Here is a 20,278-nt window from a genome sequence, read left to right as displayed (position 1 = left end):
CCTGCCGCTCAGCCCATTATAGCCTATTGCCGGGCCCGGCGCAAGCCATGCCTGGAAATTATACCTTAATATCTGCCTGAATTTTTGTTCAGGGCCTTTCTATCCCCGGGGGAAGTTTTCCTCCGGGGCGATGTGGTTTTGGGGCTTATAGCCGCTGTACCGTATAAACGCCCGGCGGAATGAGAACTCCAGGTCATACCCCACCTGCTTATACACCTCGGATATCTTCACATCCCCCACGGAAAGCAGCTCCTTGGCCTTTTCCATGCGCACATAGGTAAGGTATGGCAGAAAGGTCGTGCCCACGGCGTCCCGGATATGCTTATTGATGGTGTTGGCGCTCATATGGAACACATCCTGCAGGACGTTTATTGACAGGCTGCTGTCCACATAGTTGGAGTCGATATACTCGACGATTTCCCTGGCGGCGGCGCTTACGCCCTCCTCCCTGGCCGAGAGCATGGCGCAGACCTCTGCTGCCACGGCGCTGAGCTTGCCGAACACATCATAGACAGAGCTGTACTCCATGGTCTCCAGGGAGGCCAGCAGCTCGCGGCTGAGGTTTTTCTCCAGCACAATGCGCACAAGGTCGTTTATAAGCACCATGCTCAGCTGGAACAGGTCCGACTCCCTAAGTTTCCCGCATTTTAGCTGCTGAGCGTTCTCCTCCAGAAGCTGGTCCAGGATATTTGCCGCCTCCCTGGCCTTGCCTCCCCGCAGGGCCAGGATAAGGTGGTGCTCGGCCTCAATGGGCAGGTAATATACAGGTATGCCGGAAAATCCCCGGTACTGCTTCTTTTTCAGGGCCTCCTGGTATGAGGCCGGTATGCCCCCGCAGCCCTGGCAGACCGGCCCCGGGAATATCTCCCCCGGCCCGGGGCCGAACTTCTCGGCAAACCGGCTGCAGAAGGCCGATATCTCCCGCTCCTGGGCCGAGGAAACTATCAGCACCAGCATACCGCCATAGTCCGGCACGAACTCACAGTGCAGCCCCTTCATCTCCCTGAGCAGGCCCTCTATGGAGCCGGGGCTGTCACCGGAGCCGCTGTCCAGCAGCACCACCTGCACCCACTGGCGCTGGTAATTTGGCAGCAGCCCGCTTCTGGCCCCGTCGGGCTGAAGGGTGCCCGCCAGAATCCGGCGCAGCTCCGTGTCCCTCTTTGAGACCTCAAGGGCCTGGACCATCCTGGAGATATTGTTCCCTATGTCAAAGTATATGTCCTTGGAGGCCCGCTCCCCGGGGAGCTTTGAAAAGAGTCTCTCCAGCTGCTGGTAAAGGTACGCCGCCAGGAAAAAGGCCACAGGGGACACCAGCACCGCCATTATGAGCATGAGCAGCAGCGCCCAGAAGTAGGCGTCGTTCAGAACCGGGTGGGCCTTGGCGTCCATATAGAACTCCAGCTCCCATCCAAGCTCCGGGATGGAGTAGCCCCCCAGCACCCTGTCCCCGCCGTCCCCGGGTCTGTCCTCCAGGACTAGGGCCTGGTTTTCACCGTCGTATACCCTAAAGCCGGTGAGCCCCGCGGGGAGCATGAGCTTTATCTGCTCGGCCACCACAGAGGTGTTGAGCATTGTGCACAGGTATGCGCCCGGGCGGGTTGAGTTCTGGATAGGGTTTATAAGGAGCACGTTTCCCCTAAAGCATACGCCGCTGCCGGAGCCGTAAAGCACCCGCCTGGCCTTTACAGTCCCTGTAATCATCTGCATAAAGCCCTCAAGCTGCTCCTCCGGCACGCCCTGGGACTTAAAGAAATACTCCCCGCCGTTCATCCCGCCGCCGTGCATTACCCTGTTATTCTTTGTAAAGTATACCGCGCGGTACAGCACCTCTGTGTTCAAAAGGGTGTTAAACAGAAAATCCTGGCTTATCTCCTGGAGCCGCCGGGGTGTAAACCGCCCGGCAAACACCTCAGAGCCCGAGGCCATCTGCACCACCCACGGATACGCGCGCAGCTGGGCCGACAGCCTGCCCTCCCTCTGCACCAGCTCTTCCAGATAATCCACCGCGTGCTCGATTGAGCTCTCTATCTCCCCCTGGTTCTTTGCCCTCACAGCCTCCTGCTCCCTGGTGAAAAAGTAGGCGAAAAGCAGATATGCCACCAAGAGCAGGCAGAGGAAGAAGATGGCGAACATTTTCAGGAAAGTCCGATTTTTTAGTTGAATCCCCATTGAGCCGCCCTCCCAAGCCCAGTGGGCAAGGGCCCGCGCTTATTCCCGGCACGGGCCCCAATAGTCCCACTTTAATCTATTTGTCTTTTACTGCCGGGTCCCGGCCCTTAATCTGCCGCGCCCTGGGCCCGGTCGTAGCGGTCCTGCACGATTTGCATATAGTCCTTAAGGCCCAGGCTCTCCAGCTCGGCTATCCCCTCCTGAAGGGTGGAGATGTCCCGCTGGCCCAGGATGATGTCGGAAATCATCTCCGCCGCGTAGGTGTTCAGGGGCTCGCTGATTTCAGACAGCCTGTCGCTCTCCTCGTCTGTGGCGAGGGCCAGGTTATGGTTTGCCTGGAAGTCGCAGGTGTCAAAGCTTGCGTTGAACTCCTTGACAGCGGCCTGCTTTTTCTGTATATACCCGTCGCTGTTGGGATTCACCTGCTGGGTATACACAGGGATAGTCGCCATCTGTGGCAGGGCGTACAGGCCCACGGAGGCCCCGCTCAGCCCCATTGTCTTGTGGCGCCAGTCCCAAAGCTCGCCCTCTTCTGTGGGAGGGGTGCCAAGGTCGATATAGCTGAGCACGCCCTTTTCGTCCATCTCAAAGGTGACGCCCTCGACCCCCGCGCAGAGCTTCGCGTAATCCTCTGTATACACAAAGTCAAAGAGCTTTGCAGCCGCCTCAGGGTGCTCGCACGCAGAGGTGACAAAATACTGGTTGAATGTAATGCCGGGGGTGTCCCCCTGGGCGTACCAGGCCTTCTGAAGGTCCCCGTCCGGGCTGAGGACAAAGGGGGTGTACTGGGCGCCCTCAACCGCCATCTGCTTTTCATAGTCCCCCCAGGTGGCGTAGTTGTAAGTAATAGCCGCCTTATTGGAGGTAATCAGCTCCGAGGAGAAGGAGTCCCCCGAGAATGCCGCGGTGTCGTACATGCCGTTATCATAGAGCTTCTTCATAAACTCCAGGTACTGGATAAGCCTGTCGTCGTAGAAATTTGACTGCACCTTGCCGTCGCTGTCTATATAGGCCAGGGTGCTGGTGTTCAGACCGAAGCCTCTGGCGAAGTTGTCGTAAAAGGTGTCTATCTTCACATTCACAATCTCGTCCTTGGCGCCGGTGCCGTTGGGGTCGGCCTCCTGTATCTTTACCAGCAGCTCATAGAGCTCGTCGGGGGTATAGGCCAGCTTTATCTTTTCCCCCGCCGCTTCTACCCAGTCCTCCCTTATGGAGGGCAGGCGGAAGCTCACGCTGGGCAGGGGCTCCCTGGTATCGCTGTCAAAGACCCCGGAGTTGTAAAGGTAGGCAAACCAGTAGAGATTGCCGTCGGGCGCGGTCTGGGCCCCGCGGGTACCGGGGGCGTATTTGTCCCAGAAGGCGGCTATGCTGCCGTCCTCGTCATACTCCTCCATAAGCTGACTTGCCGGGATAATGAGCCCGTTTTTGCCCCAGTCCACCACGTCGCTGCCGGTAATGCCGGGGTCGAAGGCCACGGCGACAATATCAGGCATGTCCACCCCGGCCGCCATGCGGGTGTTCAGGACATTGGGGAAGTTGTCGTTGGCAATGCACTCCAGCTCAAGCTGTATCCCTAGCTCCTCAAGTATCCCCATAAAGGTCTTGGAGACGTCGTACTGCTCCCAGTCGGCTGTCTTTATCTCAGACGAATAGTCGTTCTTGCACAGTATCTTCAGGGTCACCGTCTCTCCGGACGGTTCCCCGCCCTGGACGGCGGAGCTCTCCTCTGTCTTCGAGCTTGCGGACTCCCCGCCGGACGAGCTTTCGGGAGCGGACGGACCGGAACTGCAGGCCGCTGTTGTGAGCAGCAGCACCAGTGTCAGCAATAGGGCTGTAGTTCTTTTCATTTGGTTTTCCTCCTAAACAAATATTTTGGTAGATGAATTTTGATATATGCAAAAGGGTTGGCTTACGCCGTATCCCCTCTTCCACCTGGCCTTGGGCCTAGCCTTTGATGGAGCCCAGCATAACGCCCTTTGTGAAGTATTTCTGGAACATGGGGTATACCATGAGGATAGGCATGGTGACTATCACAATCATTGCGTAGCGCAGCTGGCGGGCCGTCATCGCCTGCTCAGCCATGGCCTCCATCACCTCCTTGGTCATGCCTGTCTGTGTGTCCGCCCTCATACCCGACTGCATGGAGACCAGCACGTTGCGCAGGAACAGCTGCACCGGCTGTATATCCCTGTCTGTGGTGTAGATAGACGCCCCGAACCATGAGTTCCACACGCCCACAATGGTATATATCAGGATAACGGCGATAATCGGCTTTGACAGGGGCAGGTATATTTTTACCAGGGCCTGCAGGTTTGTGGCCCCGTCTATAAAGGCCGCTTCCGAGAGGTCCGGCGGCAGGGAGGCAAGGAAGGTTCTGCACAGGATGATGTTCCATATGCTGTAGCAGCCCGGCAGTATCAGGGACCAGGGGGAGTTGTACAGCCCCAGCTTTGTCACCACGATAAAGGACGGTATCATGCCGCCGCCGAAATACATGGGGACCAGGAGGTAATATGTAAGCCATCTGCGGCCCCAAAGGTTTTTGCGCGTCAGCGGGTAGGCCACGGCTATGGTGTTGAACAGCATAAGTACACAGCCTGCTATCACATAGATAACGGAGTTCAGGAAGGCCTGCCAGAACTCCCTGTCCAGCGCCACTATCCTATAGCTCTCCACCGAGAAGCCCACGGGCCAGAAGGCCACCGCCCCGCTTGCCGCCGCTATGGGGTCGCTAAGGGACATGGAGATAACATACCACATGGGGTATATGGTGATAAAGCACACTACCACTGATATGGCTGTTACCGCCGTATCGAAGCCGGTCCAGCGGTTTAGCCTGCTTTTCCCGGGCCTGTTCCCCTCTGCTGCCATTGAGTTTAGTTTCATCTTAATACCTCCCCTTTCCTCACCAGATGGAAAAATCTGTCTTCTTCCTTGAGACCCAGTTTGCCCCAAACACCAGGATAAAGCTTAAAATGCTCATAAGCAGGCCAGCCGCCGTGCCCGGGCTGTAGGCCCCGCCCATAAGTGACTCGCGGTACACATAGGTGCCTATCACGTCTGCGGTGGAGTAGACCGAGGGGTTATAGAGCAGCAGTATCATGTCCGTGTTTGAGCTGAGCATACCGCCTATAGCGAAGATAAGCTGTATCATAATCAGCGGCAGAAGGCTCGGCAGGGTGATAAACCATATCTTCTTCAGCCTGGTCGCACCGTCAACGCTCGCCGACTCATACAGTGACGGGTCGATGGAGGAGAGGGTGGAGAGGTAGAGTATGCTGCTCCAGCCGAAGTTTTTCCACACCCCGAGCAGGGTATAGAACCATGGGAAGAACTCCTTATTCGCGTTCAGGGACTTTGCCTGTATCCCCAGAAGCTCCAGGAACTGGGTGATTATTCCGTCGCTGGCAATGAAGGAGAGGAACATCCCCGCCACTACCACTGTGGAGATGAAGTTCGGCATATAGCTCACGGTCTGGGTAAACTTTCGAAACTTGCCATTTCGTATCTCGTTTACCACCAGAGCGAAGACAATAGGCACCCAGAAGCCCATAAACAGGCCCATCAGGTTTAAGACGATGGTATTTTTCAGGATTCTGGGGAAGTAGTAGGAGCTCACAAACTTCTCGAAATGCCTTAGCCCCACCCACTCGACCCCCTCCCCAAAGAAGGGCCTGCCGACGCTGTAGTTCTGGAAGCCGATGACCAGGCCGAACATGGGCAGATAGCTGAAAATGAAAATGAACGCCAGCGGGAGGGCCATGAGCAGGTAATACTCCACGTTGTCCTTCAGGTCCCGGTGCAAAAGCTTTTTCCGTCTTTTTTTCATATTGCGCATATCCTTTCTCCAGTGGATTACGAAGTTTTTTCTTCACCACAAGTTTAACCCATATAACTGCACAAAATCCAGACACAAAAGCCTCAAATCCGCCTCAATTCCATGTATTTTGCCAAAAACTCCTGTTTTTCACCAGTCAAATTTCTCTAAAAAAATTAAACCTGTCCAAAAATAAATTTCCATCGGGCCCACATATAAAAGGAGCCCGCCTGGACTTTTGCCCCAGGCGGGCTCCTTTTATGTCTGTTTTATCCCCATACTAGGACCCGAGCTTTTCAAAAATCTCAAATTCCTTTCCCTTTATCCTCAGGTTTACAGCGCCTGACACATGCTCCCCCGTAATCACGTTGCGCCAGCTCCCGCTGAACAGGTAGGGGAAGGACACGTCCCACCGGGGGAAGAAGCCTATAAGCTTGTCGTCCGCCAGTACCGAGCAGTTCTCCGGGGCGTGGAAGTCCACCCCCGCGTCTCTCAGCATGCCCCGCAGCTGCTTTTCCCTCAGGGTAAACTCCGCTGCAAAAATGTTCGCGCCCTTATCCCTGCGCACCCTGGCCGTAAGTATCCTGTTGTCCGGCGACACCTGAAGCACCTCCTGGCCCGCCTCGGGCAGTATCTCTACCAGGGGATAATCCTGGGGGCAGTTATGTGTGCAGTGCCAGTAGATATGCCTGTAAAGCTCCTCGGGCTGCATTCTTCCGGGGCATTCCCCGGTGTAAAAGCCCGTGACACGCTTCTGGTTCTCCGGGTCAAAATCCGGGGAGAGCATTGCCGCGGCGTAGTTCCACAAAACATGGGCGTCCGGGCGTATGCGCTCCCTTATCCCCTCCCACTTCTCCGGGGACATTACAAAGGCGTGGCAGAAGACTATGAATTTATACTGGCTCAGGTCTATCTCAAACAGGTCGCCTATGCGCAGATGGTCCACCGGCGCGCCGCAGAGCCTCAGCTCCCGCTCCAGGCGCAGGCGCAGGTTCCGCTGTGGGCCGGAGATATAGGTGGTGTGCCCGCAGCTGGCCTCGTCCTCCACAAAGAGCACCTGGGCAATGCTTTTGCGGGGTATGGGCGACCATTTCTTGTAAAAGTCCGCCTGGCTCCTGAACATCTCCACCATTTCGCCGTCGCCGTACCAGTCGTCATTCAGGCCGTTTATGTCCATCCACCAAAAGCCCTGTTGGAAGGTGAGGGCCCGGTATATCTCCCGCCAGAACACTGTCACCGTGTCGCTGGGGGTCTTTGGGGCCCGGTCGCCGTCACATCCCAGGGCGTGGTGGGAGCGGCTGTCGTTCTCCTCTATCCACAGCTTCTTCCTTGCAAAGGACTGCCCCGGCGCCTGGGACGCCCCGGGGTCCCCTGCCAGGCAGTAGTGGTATGCCTTGGGTGAGGAATAGAAGTCCACATATGGCGTAGTCATAGCCCTGTCTGTAGCCAAATGCCCCGCATAACCCACTGTCTCGTCCTGGAAGTAGCCGTAGAACCCGCCAGCAGGCTTGCCGCAGGTCTCCTTCACGGTCTTCCCCAGGGCCTCAATGGCGTCAAAGCAGGCCTCGGAGTGGAACTCGTTGCAGTCCACCTGCCGCTGGTCGGAGGCCAGCAGCACCCCCCGCAGGTCCTTGCCGTTTTCGCTCCAGCGCTCCGGCGGCGTGGGCACCGTCAGGTTTTCCAGGGTCAGCCCGGGCATATCCCAGGCCCTGCGCAGGGCCTCCAGGGAACCGTACTTTTTCACGGCCCAGTTATAGAAATGCTTTTTATGGCTTATGCCGAAGTCTCCCTTGCGGGGGTCCCCTTGGTTGCGCCAGTCCCCCCACCACATATTTTCCCCACAGTTGCCAAAGCCAAACATATATCCCAGCACCTGCCCGCCGTAGGGTGAGGCCTCTATATGGCTGATAAGCTTCCCAAGGGCCGTGCATGCGTCCCGCACCCATAGCTTTGATGAAAAGGACTGGTTTGATATCCTCTGGTCCGGGTAGGGCTTTTTGTCGCCGTCCCAGCCGGACCTGTCGTGGTATGAGGTGCCCACCATGGCGGCAATCTCCTCCGGGTCCGTGGGGCCATTCCAGTACACGCAGACCTCCTCTGGGTTTGCCCTGAGCCAGTCAAGCGGCGGGTCCATCCCTATGCGGGGCACCAGCCAGCGGTCGGGGTAGCCCTCAAGAAGGGCCTCAATATATCTGTCAGTGGCCTCATAGTCATACCTGTCTATGCCCACCCAGCCGCTTGGGATGGGCACGGTGTTTATCATGGAGCCGATTTCGTCCAGCCTCTCCCGGCGCTCCCTATAGGCCGCCCAGTCCTTGGTACCCTTCGGGGCGGTATAGTAGAAGTTCCACGGATGGTGCCGCATAAATTCCAGGGTCTCTTCAAAGGTCATGCTCTGTTCCTCCTTATTCCCCATACCCAGGCGGGCAGGAGTTAGTTTGTGCAGATTATACTGAACGCCCGCCTGTTTGTAAATATATTTTCAGGAATTGAGGAGGTTATGAGGAAATGGTGCCGGAAAGAAGACCTCCACCACGGTCCCCTCCCCCGGAGCGCTCCAGAGGGATATCTCCCCCTGGTGGACCATCACTGCGTGCTTTACAATGGACAGCCCCAGCCCTGTGCCGCCCACCTCCTTTGAGCGGCTCTTGTCCACCCTGTAGAAGCGCTCGAAAATGCGCTCCTGCTCGCTTTTGGGAATGCCTATGCCGGTATCTTTGACTGTGAGCCTCACGCCGTCCTTTTCCGGCCTCACTATTATGTCAACGCGGCCCCCGGGGAGGTTGTACTTTACGGCGTTGTCGGAGAGGTTATATACAATGCTGTAGAGGAGCTGGGGTATGCCAAGGATGGGGGCCCTCTCACCCTTCACCTCTATATGCACATCCCCCCTATTTCCAAGGCCCCCCGCCGCCTGGAGCGCCAGCTCGTACAGGTCGGTCTCGGTCCAGTCCATGCCCTTCGCGCCCTCGTCCAGGTGGGAGAGGCTTATGATATCCTCCACCAGCCGCACCATCCGCTGGGACTCCCGGTATATCCTCCCTCCAAAGGCGGGGATATCCTCCGGCTTCACCATGCCATTCTCCAAAAGCTCCGCGTAGCCGGAGATGGACTGCAGTGGGGTCTTCAGCTCGTGGGAGACATTGGCAGTAAACTCCCGCCGGGCCTGCCCGGCCCTTTCAAGCTCCCGCCGCTTTCTCTTGAGCTCCTCCTGCTGGCTGTGGATACGGCTGAGCAGGGGGGCTATCTCCCTGTACCCCTTGCCCTCCAGGGGATGGTCCAGGTCCAGCCGGGCCAGTGGGCGCACAATATGCCTTGAAAGCCGCACGGCGAAGAATATGGAGAGGCCCGTGGCTATAATAAAGACTATACAGATTGGCTGGGCCATGCCAAGAAGCAGGGTGAACACCGAGCGCTGGGACATTGACAGGCGCAGCACGCTGCCGTCATCCAGCCGCCGGGCGGTATATAGCGCCCGCTCCAGAAGGGTGTCCGAGTACCGGCGGCTCTCCCCTCTGCCGGACTCCATGGCCTCCCTGATTTCCTCCCGCTCCATATGGTTTTCCCCGCCGGGGCTATGGCTGTCAAAAAGCACCTCACCCTTTGGGCCAACCCAGGTGATTCGGTAGTCCCCAGGCTGGAAGCCCTCGAAGAAGTCCCGGCCCTGAGCCTCTGCCCCCCTTGCCGCCAGCTCCAGCTGCATACCCAGCTGGGCCTGCTGCACGTCTGAAAAGTATCCGTAGAGCACGCCCATTATCAGCAGGCCGCTGGCTGACAGGACCGCCAGGGCCACAAGAAGTATCGAGCGAAAAATACGCTTTGTCATATGTCCACCTCCATCCGGTAGCCCACTCCCCGCACCGTCCTGATACTCTCCCCCCAGGGGCCAAGCTTCGTGCGCAGGGTGCCGATATGCACGTCCACGGTCCTGGTCTCCCCTGCGTAGTCCAGGCCCCATACGATTTCCAGCAGCCTGTCCCTGGTGAAGGCCCGGCCCGGGTTCTCCATGAAGGTCTCCAGCAGCCGGTACTCCTTCCTGGTGAGCTCCACCCGCCTGCCCCCGGCCCGGGCAACGCAGGCATTTTTATCAAGCTCCAGCCCACCGGCCCGGAGTACGCCCCCAATATCTCCGGCGGGCTCCTCCCGGGGCTTTGAGCGCCTTAGCACCGCCCGCACCCGGGCCACCAGCTCCATCATGCCGAAGGGCTTTGAGAGGTAGTCGTCGGCCCCAAGGTCCAGGCCTATCACCCTGTCGTACTCGGCGCCCTTTGCCGTTGCCATGATTACAGGGATATCTCCGGTCTCCTCCCTCCCCCGGAGCTTTTTCAGTATCTCAATGCCGTCCTCCCCGGGGAGCATGATGTCAAGGAGTATAAGCTTTGGCCTCTCTTCCTCCAAAGCCTGCCAGAACCGGCGGCTGTCCGGAAAGCCCCGGGCCTCAAAGCCTGAGGCCGAGAGGGTATAGAGCATTAAGTCCCGTATGCTGTTGTCGTCCTCAACGCAGTATATCACTTTGCGCCCTCCTTGTCATATTTCAATTACTGTAGTGAATATTTCTCCTTATACCCTATAAACTGGCTCTTAAAGCTCCCGCCCTCATTGCGGGCGTCCCTCAGGGAAGCGTGGATGTTCATATTGTTCTGGGCGATATCTATTACACAGCCGGCGATATTTGAGCAGTGGTCCGAGACCCGCTCTATATTCGTGAGAATATCCGACCAGACAAAGCCCCCCTCGATGGAGCACTCGCCCCCCTGCAGGCGCAGGATATGGTTTGTGCGCAGCTGCTCCTTCAGGCCGTCTATCACCTGCTCCAGGGGCTCCACCCTGCCCGCGGCCTCCAGGTCGTCCTCTAAGAAGGCTTTAAGCGCGTCCCCTAAAATCTCCTCCACAGCCGACGCTATCACGTCGTACTCATTCCGGGCGGCAGGGGACAGGGAGAGCCCCTTGTCCCGAAGCTCCATAGCGGACTCCAAAAGGTTTACACCATGGTCGGCTATGCGCTCAAAATCCCCTATGGCCTTGAGGAGCTTGGCGGCCTGGGCGCTGTCCCCGGCGCTGACCCTGCGGGCGCTCAGGCGCACAAGGTAGGTGCCGAGCATGTCCTCATAGCGGTCGGTGAGGGCTTCCCGCTCCAGCACGGATTTTTCCAAAGCCGGGGTGCAGCCGTACATTGAGGCCAGACCCTCCCGCAGGGCCCCGGCAGCGTTCCGGGCCAGCTCTCCGGCAAGATTCCGGCAGCTCTCAAGGGCTATGGAGGGGGTGGCGAAAAGCCTCTCGTCAAGCTCCGGCTGGGGCTTTGCCTCCTCGCCGTCCCGAATCAGGCGGCACACAAGCCTCTCAAGCCAGCCTGTCATGGGCAGCAGCAGGAGTGTACAGAGGAGGTTGAAGACCGAGTGGCAGACGGCTATCCCCAGAAGGGAGGCGGGCTCCCCCAGTACAGCCGGGGGCATGAGGAGCTTAATAATCCAGAACACCGACAGCCAGCTCACGGCCCCGATAACATTGAACGACAGGTGCACAAGGGCGGCGCGCCTGGCATTCTTCCCGGCCCCCACAGCGGAGAGCAGGGCCGTGACGCAGGTGCCGATATTCTGGCCCATTATAATCGGCACCGCCGCGCCGTAGGTCACCTGGCCCGTGGCTGCAAGGGCCTGTAAAATGCCCACCGAGGCGGAGCTGGACTGTATCACGGCTGTGAGCAGGGCTCCTGCCAGCATACCCAAAAGTGGGTTTTGAAACAGAAGAAACAGCTCCCTAAAGGCCGGGACCTCCCCAAGGCCGGACACCGCCCCGGACATAGTCTCCATGCCGGTCATAAGGGTGGCAAAGCCCAGGAGCACCGCCCCGGTGTCCCGCTTTTTTGAGGACTTGCAGAACATGTAGAATATTACCCCTATCACCGCAAGCACAGGCGTAAACGAGGAGGGCTTCAGCAGCCTTACAAAGATATTGCCGCTCTCTATCCCCGCAAGGCTCAGCACCCAGGCGGTGACCGTGGTGCCGATATTCGCCCCCATGATAACGTGTATGGCCTGGCGCAGGGTCATGAGCCCGGAGTTTACAAAGCCCACCACCATCACCGTGGCCGCCGAGGAGCTCTGTATCACCGCCGTGACCCCCAGCCCCGTGAGCAGCCCCGCAAGCTTGCCGGTAGTGAGCCGCCCTAAAATGTCCCTTAGCCCCTCCCCTGCCCGGCGCTCCAGGGCCTGGCCCATTACGCTCATGCCGAACAGAAAGAGGCTAAGCCCCCCCAGCATTGATAAGACCTGAAATATGTCCATTTTTGTACTCCCCCTTCTTCTGCTTTTAATATGCTTCCCTTACAGCTATAGTAAATGCGTTTGCCAGCTATAATAAGGATAACAGAGGGAGGTAAAATCTGTTACCCGGGGCATGTAAAGTTTTTGTAAGGGGGAGTCCCGCGAAAGCTGTAGAATTTTGGCGAAACCTGTAATTTCTGAGGCGCGCCTCCTGGAAGACCCTTTCCTTTATTGGTAAAATTGGCCTATATATTTTGGAAGGAGGTTTTTCCAATGAGAAAATACCAGTCAGAACTAAAGCTCTATCTGAGGAACGTGCTGCTCACCGCCCGCCGGGAGCTTGGCTTCACCCAGGAGCAGATGGCCTCTGCAATGCGCATGACCCCGCGCTCCTATTCCGGCCTTGAGCGGGGTGAGGCCGGGCCCTCCGCTGTATCCTTTGCCTTCCTGCTCTACCAGCTTCCACCCAGCGAGGCTGTCCGCGTCATCAGGGGCTTTGGGGATTTCATAAATGAATTAGAGCCGAAGGAGGCAGGATAATGTCTGAGCTTGAGCTTTACAGGGCCTACCTGACCTGGCTGGGCGGCAGCGAGCCCCTCCCGCCCTGGCGCATGTTTGACTTCCCCCTTTCAAACAGCGACATACATGAGGATGACTCCAGGGTGGTAAACCGGCTGGTATACCTTGTGCCGGACCTGTCCGGTAGGGCTCCGCGGTGCTTTTTCTTCTTTGAGGAAAATGTATTCTCCAAGGACTGCCTTGGGGATTTGGTGCTGGAGCGCCCCTCCCTGCGCACCTTTGGCATACCCGGCTGATTTCAGAAACAAAGCAAGGCCCGGGCTGGGCCTTGCTTTGTTTCTGGGTATATCAGGCTGTCAGCCGGTCTATGGCCCGTGAAACAGCAGAGACGGCCTCCTCCGCTGTCATTGCCCGCAGCCTTGTGCGCCAGGGCTCGAAGGGCTCAGCCATGTACAGCGCGCTGCTGCCGCGCCTTTTAAACCTCTCCAGTACGGTCCCCGCGTCTATCACCCCGGTCTCGCCGGGCAGCCGGCGTTCCATGTCCTGCTGGGCGCTGAAGTCCCGCCCCGGCACGCCGTCGTTTATGTGCAGGGCCACCAGCCGGTCTATATGCTGCTCCATAAGGGCCACGTCGTCCATAGCGCCGTTCTGGGAGCAGTACCAGTGGAAGGTGTCGAAGGCTATGCCCACCCCTCCCCCGGCGGCGTCCGCCAGGGCCAGCGCCCCTGAAAGGGAGTGGATGAACTGGCGCCCTGCAAGCTCCCGGAGCCCGTGGGGACCCAGGAACTCCAGTCCGTAGGCCACGCCATTTTCTTTAAGTATGCCGTTTACCGCCCTGATTCTCTCAACGGTCCAGGCGAAATTCTCGTCAAACCCCCGGCTGCTGCAGGGCCAGACATGGTTATACGCGTGGGTAATCCCCAGCACCCTGGCGGCGTCCGCCCAGCGGCGCAGAGTCTCAAGGGCCCCCTTAAATGCGCTGTCCCCCAGCTCCCAATGGTAGAAGTCGGCTGGCATGGGCATTAGGCCCCAGGAGAGGCCGTTGTCTAAAAGGACTGCCGAGGCCTCCCGCCCGGCGGCCCTGTCCTCCAGCACCGAAGCCGGGGCGCTTATGGCCTGGAAGCCGTATTTTGCGGCGGCGAGGGCAAGCTCCTCTATGGGATGGCCCAGCCCCAGCATGGATGGGTCAAGGGTTTTCAGCATGGTGTTTCCCTCCCGGAAATTAGTGCGTTTACTATACTATTACTATACTATTAAATCACCTGGTTGTCAATGGCCCCTATGTAGTCCTCAAGCCTTATGAGCACCGCCGCGGCCTGGGCCCGGGTGGTGTTCCCGGCGGGCTGGAACTCATTTTTGCCGTTGCCCATAAGGAGCCCGGTAACGGACATGCAGTCCACGGCCTCCCTTGCCCAGGAGGCTATCCTGTCCCGGTCATCATAGCCCTGTACCCCTGTGCCGGGGCTTTGCGGGGCGAGCTGCCTGTATTTTAGGAAGTTATAGAATATGACCGCGGTCTCCTGGCGGGAAATCCCCTGCCCGGGGTGGAACAGCCCGTCCCCGCAGCCGCTTATAAGCCCCCTTTCATAGGCCCAGGCTATGGGGGCGGCGTAGTATTTGTCCGGGGGCACGTCCCCGAAGGGGGCCGCCGGTATCTCTGTGTCCCCGGCCTCCTCCCCAGAATACCTATAGAGCAGCGTCACAAGCTCGGCCCTTGTGATGTTCCTGCCCGGGGTGAACATGCCGTCCCCGCCGCCCACTATATAGCCGGCATAGGCGGCCCGGTCCATAGCCTCATAGTACCACTGGCCCGGGGACACGTCCAGGAAGAATATGCCCCTTTCCGAAAAGGAGGCCTTGGCCTGCCCGCTGTCAAGATACCCTCCGCAGGAGGAGTAGGCGGCTATCTCTGTTCCGGGCTCTATGGACATGGGGCCCGTGTAAAGCTGCCAGCCTGTTTCATCAGTGCCCAGCCTATAGTAGACCTCTGCCCCCGGGGTATCACATTCTATGGCGAGCACTCCATCGCTGACGCTGAGCCGGGGACTCTCAGCCCTTGGCATGGTGAAGGCCTCCCCGGCCTCCCCGCTTTTGCTTCCGTTCATATTAAATGCTGCCACAGCCCGCACTTTGCAGGGGTAGTCGGTTAAAAACGGGCCGTTGTACCGGGCGCTGCCCTGGTTCAGGTCCTCTGTGCCGGTGGTGTAGTATATAGCCGCTCCCGGCTGGGCCTTTATCGTCACCCGGAGCCTTCCGTTTTCAGTCTCACCGGTGATGACAGGGGCCTGCACCGGGCCCGCGTCGCTGCCGGTAGAGGGGCAGCTGCTGTACTGCACGCCGCTGCTCATGGCCTTCCCCCTGCGCCGGAACAGCTCACGGACGGTGACGAACTCGTAGCCCTGGCCCTTCAGGTAGTCTATAGCGGCAAGGGAGCCGGGTATTGAGGTGGAGTGTATGTCGTGGACAAGGATTATGGCGCCGTCATGGGCGCTGCGTATAATATTGTTCTTTACAGCTGCGGCGTTGCGGTAGAGCCAGTCCTGTGGGTCCACCGACCAGAACACCAGCGGGGCCCCCGCCCCCCGGGACACGGCGGAGTTCACGCTGCCGTAGGGGGCCCGCACCATATAGTCCGTCCCCGCCCCGCAGGTCCTGTCCAGGAGCCGGTTTGTGGCCTGCACCTGTGAGCGGACGCCGCTTTCCGTAAGCCTTGAGAGGTCGCTGTGGTCGTAGCTGTGGTTTGCAAGCTGGTGGCCCTCCCGGTACATCCGGGCCAGGGTGGAGCCATATCCCCCCACACGGTTTCCCAGCATAAAGAAGGTGGCCTTCACCCCCCGGGCCTTCAGGCCGTCCAGCAGGCTGCCGGTGTACGGCCCCGGGCCGTCGTCATAGGTTATGGCTATCAGCTTCTTCCCGGCCCCTTTAGCTGCGGGGGCCATGGCGGGCACGCATATGAGCATGAGCGCCGCAAGGAATAGCGATATGATTCGTTTCATGGTTTACTCTCCTCTGGTGAAGCTTGGCTCTATAGTCAGCCTCATAATATTAAATATATTTAGATTATAGCATATTTTTCCAGTGGAAAGCAATACCGGTTTTACCCCGACTCTCTGCGCCCGGCGGCGAATAGCTGCACCCCCAGGGCCAGGGCCAGCAGGCAGGCAAGCCCCCCGTAGCTAAGCCTTGCCTGCAGGAGCTCCAGCCGGTGGGCGGCCTCTGTCAACAGCTCTTGATTTTCTATGGAGAACCCCAGCTCCATAAGCCAGTCCCCGTTCCGGCCCTCTATGCCGCCGCTCTCCAGCATTACCCGCAGGGTTTGTGAGTCCCCCAGCTCCGCCGAGGAGCCCTTCGCCATTGCCGCCGTCACCGGCAGGTTGCCGCAGAGGGTGAAGGTCCCGCTCACCCCCTCCTCGCCCATAAGGCATTTCAGCCGCGCCGGAGACTCCTCCCCCGCCCCGCAGAAGGAGGCGTACGACCTGCTGCCCAGAAAGAACTCTCTCCCCGCCCCGGAAGCCCTGAGCCCAAAGCAGGCGCTCAGATACTCCGGCGACACCTGTATCACTGTAAGCTGCCTCTCCCCCATTACAAGGCTATATTCCCGCTGACGGCTGGCGCATATAACCCCCTCGTGCTGGCTGACGGCCCGCAGCTTCCCCTCAAGGGACGTCCCGTTCCCGCCCCAGGCAAGCACGTACTCTACAGGCTCCCCGGACTCCATTAAAATGCCGGCGGCTCCGAAGGCCACATCCCAGCCCAGCACCGCCCCCAGCAGGAACAGTCCCAGGGCCAGCTTTACCTTGTCACTTCGCCTCCTCAGCCGGAGCAGCTTCCCTATGGCCCTCACGCCCTGCGCCCTCTAATCCCACGTATAAGGAGCAGGGCTGTAAGCCCCAGCAGAGCCGCTCCCGCCCCGGCCAGCACTATCCAGAACTGCCCGGGGGCGTCCTCCTCCTTGGGGCCCTCCTCTGAAAAGGGGGATTTTATGTTTATGGTGAAGCCGCCGGTCTCGGTGAGCTCCTGCCCGCTTCCGTCCTCATAGATATAGGTTACTTTGCACTCCGTGGGGCCGTAGGGGGCCTCCCCGTTTGTGAGGCCTGTGATGGTGACCTGCAGGGGCTTTTCCCCTGAAGCACCGCCCTCCAGGCTGCCGATGAAGGCCGTCCCTGAGGGGAGCAGGCCGTCCCCCTCAAAAGTGGCCCTTACATTATAGGCCTTGGCGTGGCTGAGGTTTATGGCCTGGACATTCACCTCGACAGTGTCGGACACCACCGCCTCCGCGGGCAGGCTCCCCAGGGAAAACTCCAGCTTCAGGGGCTGGGATATATTCACCCGGGCGCTGCCCGCCCCAGAGCCGGTCTCCCCCTTGTTATAGGCGAAGTCGTAGGCCAGGGGGATAGTGTACTGACCGGCGGGGGTCTCCGGTGAAACCTGGTAGTCGTATATTATGTCCGCCGTACCCCCGGCGGGCATTGTGCCGATATAGGCGCTGTCCGAAGGGCTGAGCACGGAAAAGCCCTCCCCGGGGGACGCCGCCGTGACCGCCAAGTTCTCAATGGCCTGGGACTGGCTGGTGTTTACAAGGGTTATTGTTACGCGGATACGGTCCCCTGCATTCACCACCCCCGGCTGGGCCTCCGCCTCCAGGGAGACCGCCTGAGAGGACTGCACCAGTACCTTCGGGCCCAGCACCACCGGCGGCGCCGGCTCCGGGGTGGGGGCAGGCTCGGGCTTTGGGGTGGCGTTTGGGTCCCTGCCGTCGGTGACGGTTACATATACTGTGAACTCCTCCTCCACCTCCCGGCCTGTGGGCTCTGTGCCGGTTACGGCGATTGTCACAGGGTAGCTGCCGTTCATGCGGCCCCTTTCAAGCTGCATTGGCAGGGATATACAGTACCCCCGCACCTTCTGTTTGCCGCCGTTTACTTTATGCTCCCTAAGCTCCACGGTCTGCTCGTAGTTCTTGGTCACAAAGGGCCCGCCGGGGTCGAAAACGGCCTTTGCCCTTATGCTGTCCCCCCGCAACTCCCCGCGGCATAAGAGGGGAAGGACTATAGTAGCCGTGCCGTCCCGCACTGTTGGTATATAGCCCTGGGAGTAGGTCCTTGACATGTTCTCATAGAGGTTGCGGTTGTCTATAAACAGCTTGGCGGCCTCAGGCTCCGGGGTGACTGCCGGGGAGGGCTCCGGCTCATTGGAGGGCTGGGGGCTCCCGTCAGCCGCCGGGGGCTCCAATGGCTCCTGCCCCTCCAGGGCAAGCGCATTAAGGCCCGATACTAAGAGCAGGGCCAGGACCGCAATTAAGGCGGCTATATATCTCATACGGTACCCTCCTTCTGCACATCCATCTCGTGCACCCGGCTGCATAGCTCCCGGATGTCCTGGGCATTGTGGCTTGCAAGCATTATTGCCTTCCCCCTGTCCCGCAGGCCTGTGAGCAGCCCGCGCATGTCCTCTACCGCGGCCTTGTCAAGGCCGTTGAAGGGCTCGTCAAGTATGAGCACCGCCGGATCCTCCATAATGGCCTGGGCAATCCCAAGGCGCTGGCGCATGCCCAGGGAATATTTTGCCACGGCCTTATGCGCGCTCTTTTTCAGCCCCACCCTGTCCAGCACAGCCAGAATCTCCTTTTTGCCGATAAGCCCCTTCAGGGCCGCAAGGGTCCTCAGGTTGCGGTAGCCGCTCATGCCCGGGATAAAGCCCGGGGTCTCTATGATAATCCCAAGGCTGTCAGGGAAATCCCGGTCCCTGCCCACCCTAGCGCCGTTTACGGTGACGCTGCCGCTGTCCGGGCGCAGGAAGCCGCAGATACATTTCATCAGCACCGTCTTTCCGCTGCCGTTGTTTCCCACTACCCCAACTATCTCCCCCGGCGGCACCGACAGGCTCACTCCCGACAATACAGCCTCCTTTCCGAAGGATTTATACAGGTTTTCAACGATTATGCCCTTATGCTCCATTGTCAGCGCTCCGTTCCGGTAAAATTAAAGGAATAATTTCTCACCCGCCAGAAGGCCAGCAGGTAGATAAACAGGCTGCCTGCAATGAAAAAGCCATAGGAATCCCAAAGGCGGGGGAGGTTGTCGTAGCCGAAGCTGTGCATATAGTAGGTGGCATGGTTCAGGGGGGAGAGCCAGCCGAAGATGATGTTTGCCGTGCTCTTCTCCAGGCTGTCAAGGTGCAGCCAGCCGCTTATCACCTCGGGCGTCAGGAAGAAGCCGAAGCCGCTGAAGGCCGCCCCGGCCAGCATACCCATCCGGCCCCTCAGAAGGTTAAAGAAAAATATCAGGGCCGAAAGCACCAGGGAGTAGCCCAGCATTAGGGCGAAGATATGCAGGGTGCACGGGTATGGGAAGGTGAGCTCCAGCACCTTTACAAAGGCCGGGACCGCTATGCTCCTCCCTATCCCCGAGTAGCCCAAGATAGCCGCCGTCTCACTCCACATATTCCCCGAGAAGGCCCGGGCCCCGCAGAGCAGGCAGGTGGAGAGGAGTATGAATCCGGTGAAAACTGTGGTGGCAATGGCCAGGTACAGCACCTGCCCCGCCATCCAGCACAGGCGGCTGGTGCGCACAAGAAATAGGGGCGCCTCGTTATTGAGGTTTGGCAGGTCCCCGAAGAGCAGCAGCAGGCAGAGGGATATGAGCAGTATGGAGTTTGAGTCCCCGAAGGTCCAGATGAATGGCTCGAACATCTGTAACAATGTCTCCTGCTCCCCCGCGAAGTCCACCACCTTCCCCGACAGCAGGAAGCAGGCGATAAAGCCCAGGCTGAAGCCCAGCCAAATCTGCGGGCTCTTAGGCCAGCGGCTGAAATTTACCATTGCGGTTATGAGTATCTGCCGGAGCTTATCCACGCTCAAGCCTCCCCTTTAAAATAATATAGTACAGCAGCCCAAGGTCCAGTATCAGCCCCGAGAGCAGCGCCTGCACCCCCGCGCCCTCGAAGGGCCAGGCATGGCTTAGCTCCAGCCACTCGTGGGGGTGCAGGCAGTAGAGCCAGGGCCAGTAGCGCTCGCAGGCTATCACCAGGAAATAGCATATTACAAAGGCCCCGCCGTAGGCTATATACTTGCTGTCTGACAGCGCCGCCAGCACCGCCGCCGCTGCCGCCCATAGGGCCGCTGTAAGGAAGGTCCTGGCATAGGGCATATCCGCCGCCCTCAGGGCGCCGTATGCCCACGCCGCCAGCGCCTCGGCCCCACCCCCGGCTATGGTACAGGCCAGGAACTTTCCCAGGATGTACCCCCTCATGCTGCCCCGTACCAGGGCGAGCCTCGCATAGCCCGACTTGTACTCGTCCAGCCAGCCCCCGGCGTATGGCAGGGTGCACGCCAGGGGGACGCTTATTTTATATAGCTGGGAGGCCTCCCCCTCATAGAGGAGTATCCCAAGCTGTAGGACCACCGCTGCCAGGAACCTTACGGACAGCACCGCCCGCCTCAGGTCCGTCTCAAAGCTGTTCATTATATCACCACAAAACAAAAAGATGCCGGAGCTTTAGGCTTTGACTA

General features: G+C 59.1%; 17 protein-coding genes. 2 read left to right on the top strand and 15 right to left on the bottom strand.

The window, feature by feature from the left end; translation table 11 throughout:
- Positions 1-99 precede the first annotated feature (99 nt).
- From D5270_RS07885 to D5270_RS07850, 8 genes are all read right to left on the bottom strand, one after another.
- Positions 100-2,169 carry a helix-turn-helix domain-containing protein gene (locus D5270_RS07885; RefSeq protein WP_166543583.1) on the bottom strand — a complete coding sequence of 690 codons (2,070 nt, stop codon included), beginning with the start codon at positions 2,167-2,169 and terminating at the stop codon, positions 100-102.
- A 107-nt stretch (positions 2,170-2,276) separates the two neighbouring features.
- Positions 2,277-4,016, bottom strand: a complete 1,740-nt coding sequence (locus D5270_RS07880; RefSeq protein WP_166543582.1) for an extracellular solute-binding protein — start codon at positions 4,014-4,016, stop codon at positions 2,277-2,279.
- A 97-nt stretch (positions 4,017-4,113) separates the two neighbouring features.
- A complete protein-coding gene (locus D5270_RS07875) occupies positions 4,114-5,055 on the bottom strand; it encodes a carbohydrate ABC transporter permease (RefSeq protein ID WP_243150259.1) in 942 nt (313 codons plus the stop codon).
- A 19-nt stretch (positions 5,056-5,074) separates the two neighbouring features.
- Entirely contained in the window at positions 5,075-5,998 is a 924-nt protein-coding gene (locus D5270_RS07870; protein WP_243150257.1) for an ABC transporter permease, read from the bottom strand.
- Between the two features lie 268 nt (positions 5,999-6,266).
- Positions 6,267-8,378: a hypothetical protein gene (locus D5270_RS07865; RefSeq protein ID WP_166543580.1), complete on the bottom strand. Its 2,112-nt coding sequence runs from the start codon at positions 8,376-8,378 to the stop codon at positions 6,267-6,269.
- A 90-nt stretch (positions 8,379-8,468) separates the two neighbouring features.
- Positions 8,469-9,812 carry a sensor histidine kinase gene (locus tag D5270_RS07860; protein WP_166543579.1) on the bottom strand — a complete coding sequence of 448 codons (1,344 nt, stop codon included), beginning with the start codon at positions 9,810-9,812 and terminating at the stop codon, positions 8,469-8,471.
- On the bottom strand, positions 9,809-10,498 hold the full coding sequence (locus D5270_RS07855; RefSeq protein ID WP_166543578.1) for a winged helix-turn-helix domain-containing protein: 690 nt from the start codon (positions 10,496-10,498) through the stop codon (positions 9,809-9,811). The genes D5270_RS07860 and D5270_RS07855 overlap by 4 nt, the downstream gene beginning before the upstream one ends.
- Positions 10,499-10,524: 26 nt before the next feature.
- Positions 10,525-12,270: a Na/Pi cotransporter family protein gene (locus D5270_RS07850; RefSeq protein WP_166543577.1), complete on the bottom strand. Its 1,746-nt coding sequence runs from the start codon at positions 12,268-12,270 to the stop codon at positions 10,525-10,527.
- Positions 12,271-12,522: 252 nt separating this feature from the next.
- On the opposite strand from D5270_RS07850, the gene D5270_RS07845 reads away from it, so the two are divergent.
- Positions 12,523-12,789, top strand: a complete 267-nt coding sequence (locus tag D5270_RS07845) for a helix-turn-helix domain-containing protein (protein WP_166543576.1) — start codon at positions 12,523-12,525, stop codon at positions 12,787-12,789.
- A complete protein-coding gene (locus tag D5270_RS07840; RefSeq protein WP_166543575.1) occupies positions 12,789-13,064 on the top strand; it encodes a hypothetical protein in 276 nt (91 codons plus the stop codon). Before D5270_RS07845 ends, D5270_RS07840 begins: the two co-directional genes overlap by 1 nt.
- A 52-nt stretch (positions 13,065-13,116) precedes the next feature.
- Here the strand turns inward: D5270_RS07840 and D5270_RS07835 are convergent, their stop codons facing one another.
- From D5270_RS07835 to D5270_RS07805, 7 genes are all read right to left on the bottom strand, one after another.
- Complete coding sequence (locus D5270_RS07835) at positions 13,117-13,971, bottom strand: sugar phosphate isomerase/epimerase family protein (protein WP_166543574.1); 855 nt, start codon at positions 13,969-13,971, stop codon at positions 13,117-13,119.
- Positions 13,972-14,021: 50 nt separating this feature from the next.
- A complete protein-coding gene (locus D5270_RS07830; RefSeq protein WP_166543573.1) occupies positions 14,022-15,764 on the bottom strand; it encodes an S-layer homology domain-containing protein in 1,743 nt (580 codons plus the stop codon).
- 101 nt (positions 15,765-15,865) lie between these two features.
- Positions 15,866-16,612, bottom strand: coding sequence for a hypothetical protein (locus D5270_RS07825; RefSeq protein ID WP_166543572.1), 747 nt, complete (start codon positions 16,610-16,612; stop codon positions 15,866-15,868).
- A complete protein-coding gene (locus tag D5270_RS07820; protein WP_166543571.1) occupies positions 16,609-18,087 on the bottom strand; it encodes a COG1361 S-layer family protein in 1,479 nt (492 codons plus the stop codon). The genes D5270_RS07825 and D5270_RS07820 overlap by 4 nt, the downstream gene beginning before the upstream one ends.
- Positions 18,084-18,725, bottom strand: coding sequence for an ABC transporter ATP-binding protein (locus D5270_RS07815; protein WP_166543570.1), 642 nt, complete (start codon positions 18,723-18,725; stop codon positions 18,084-18,086). Before D5270_RS07815 ends, D5270_RS07820 begins: the two co-directional genes overlap by 4 nt.
- Positions 18,726-18,727: 2 nt before the next feature.
- Positions 18,728-19,621 (bottom strand): hypothetical protein, encoded by an 894-nt coding sequence (locus tag D5270_RS07810; RefSeq protein ID WP_166543569.1) that lies wholly within the window; start codon positions 19,619-19,621, stop codon positions 18,728-18,730.
- On the bottom strand, positions 19,614-20,231 hold the full coding sequence (locus D5270_RS07805; protein WP_166543568.1) for a hypothetical protein: 618 nt from the start codon (positions 20,229-20,231) through the stop codon (positions 19,614-19,616). The genes D5270_RS07810 and D5270_RS07805 overlap by 8 nt, the downstream gene beginning before the upstream one ends.
- Positions 20,232-20,278: the final 47 nt, after the last annotated feature.

The organism is Acutalibacter sp. 1XD8-36 (genome assembly GCF_009917525.1).
Taxonomy (GTDB): domain Bacteria; phylum Bacillota; class Clostridia; order Oscillospirales; family Acutalibacteraceae; genus Acutalibacter.
This window is presented reverse-complemented; position numbering and strand designations above follow the sequence as displayed.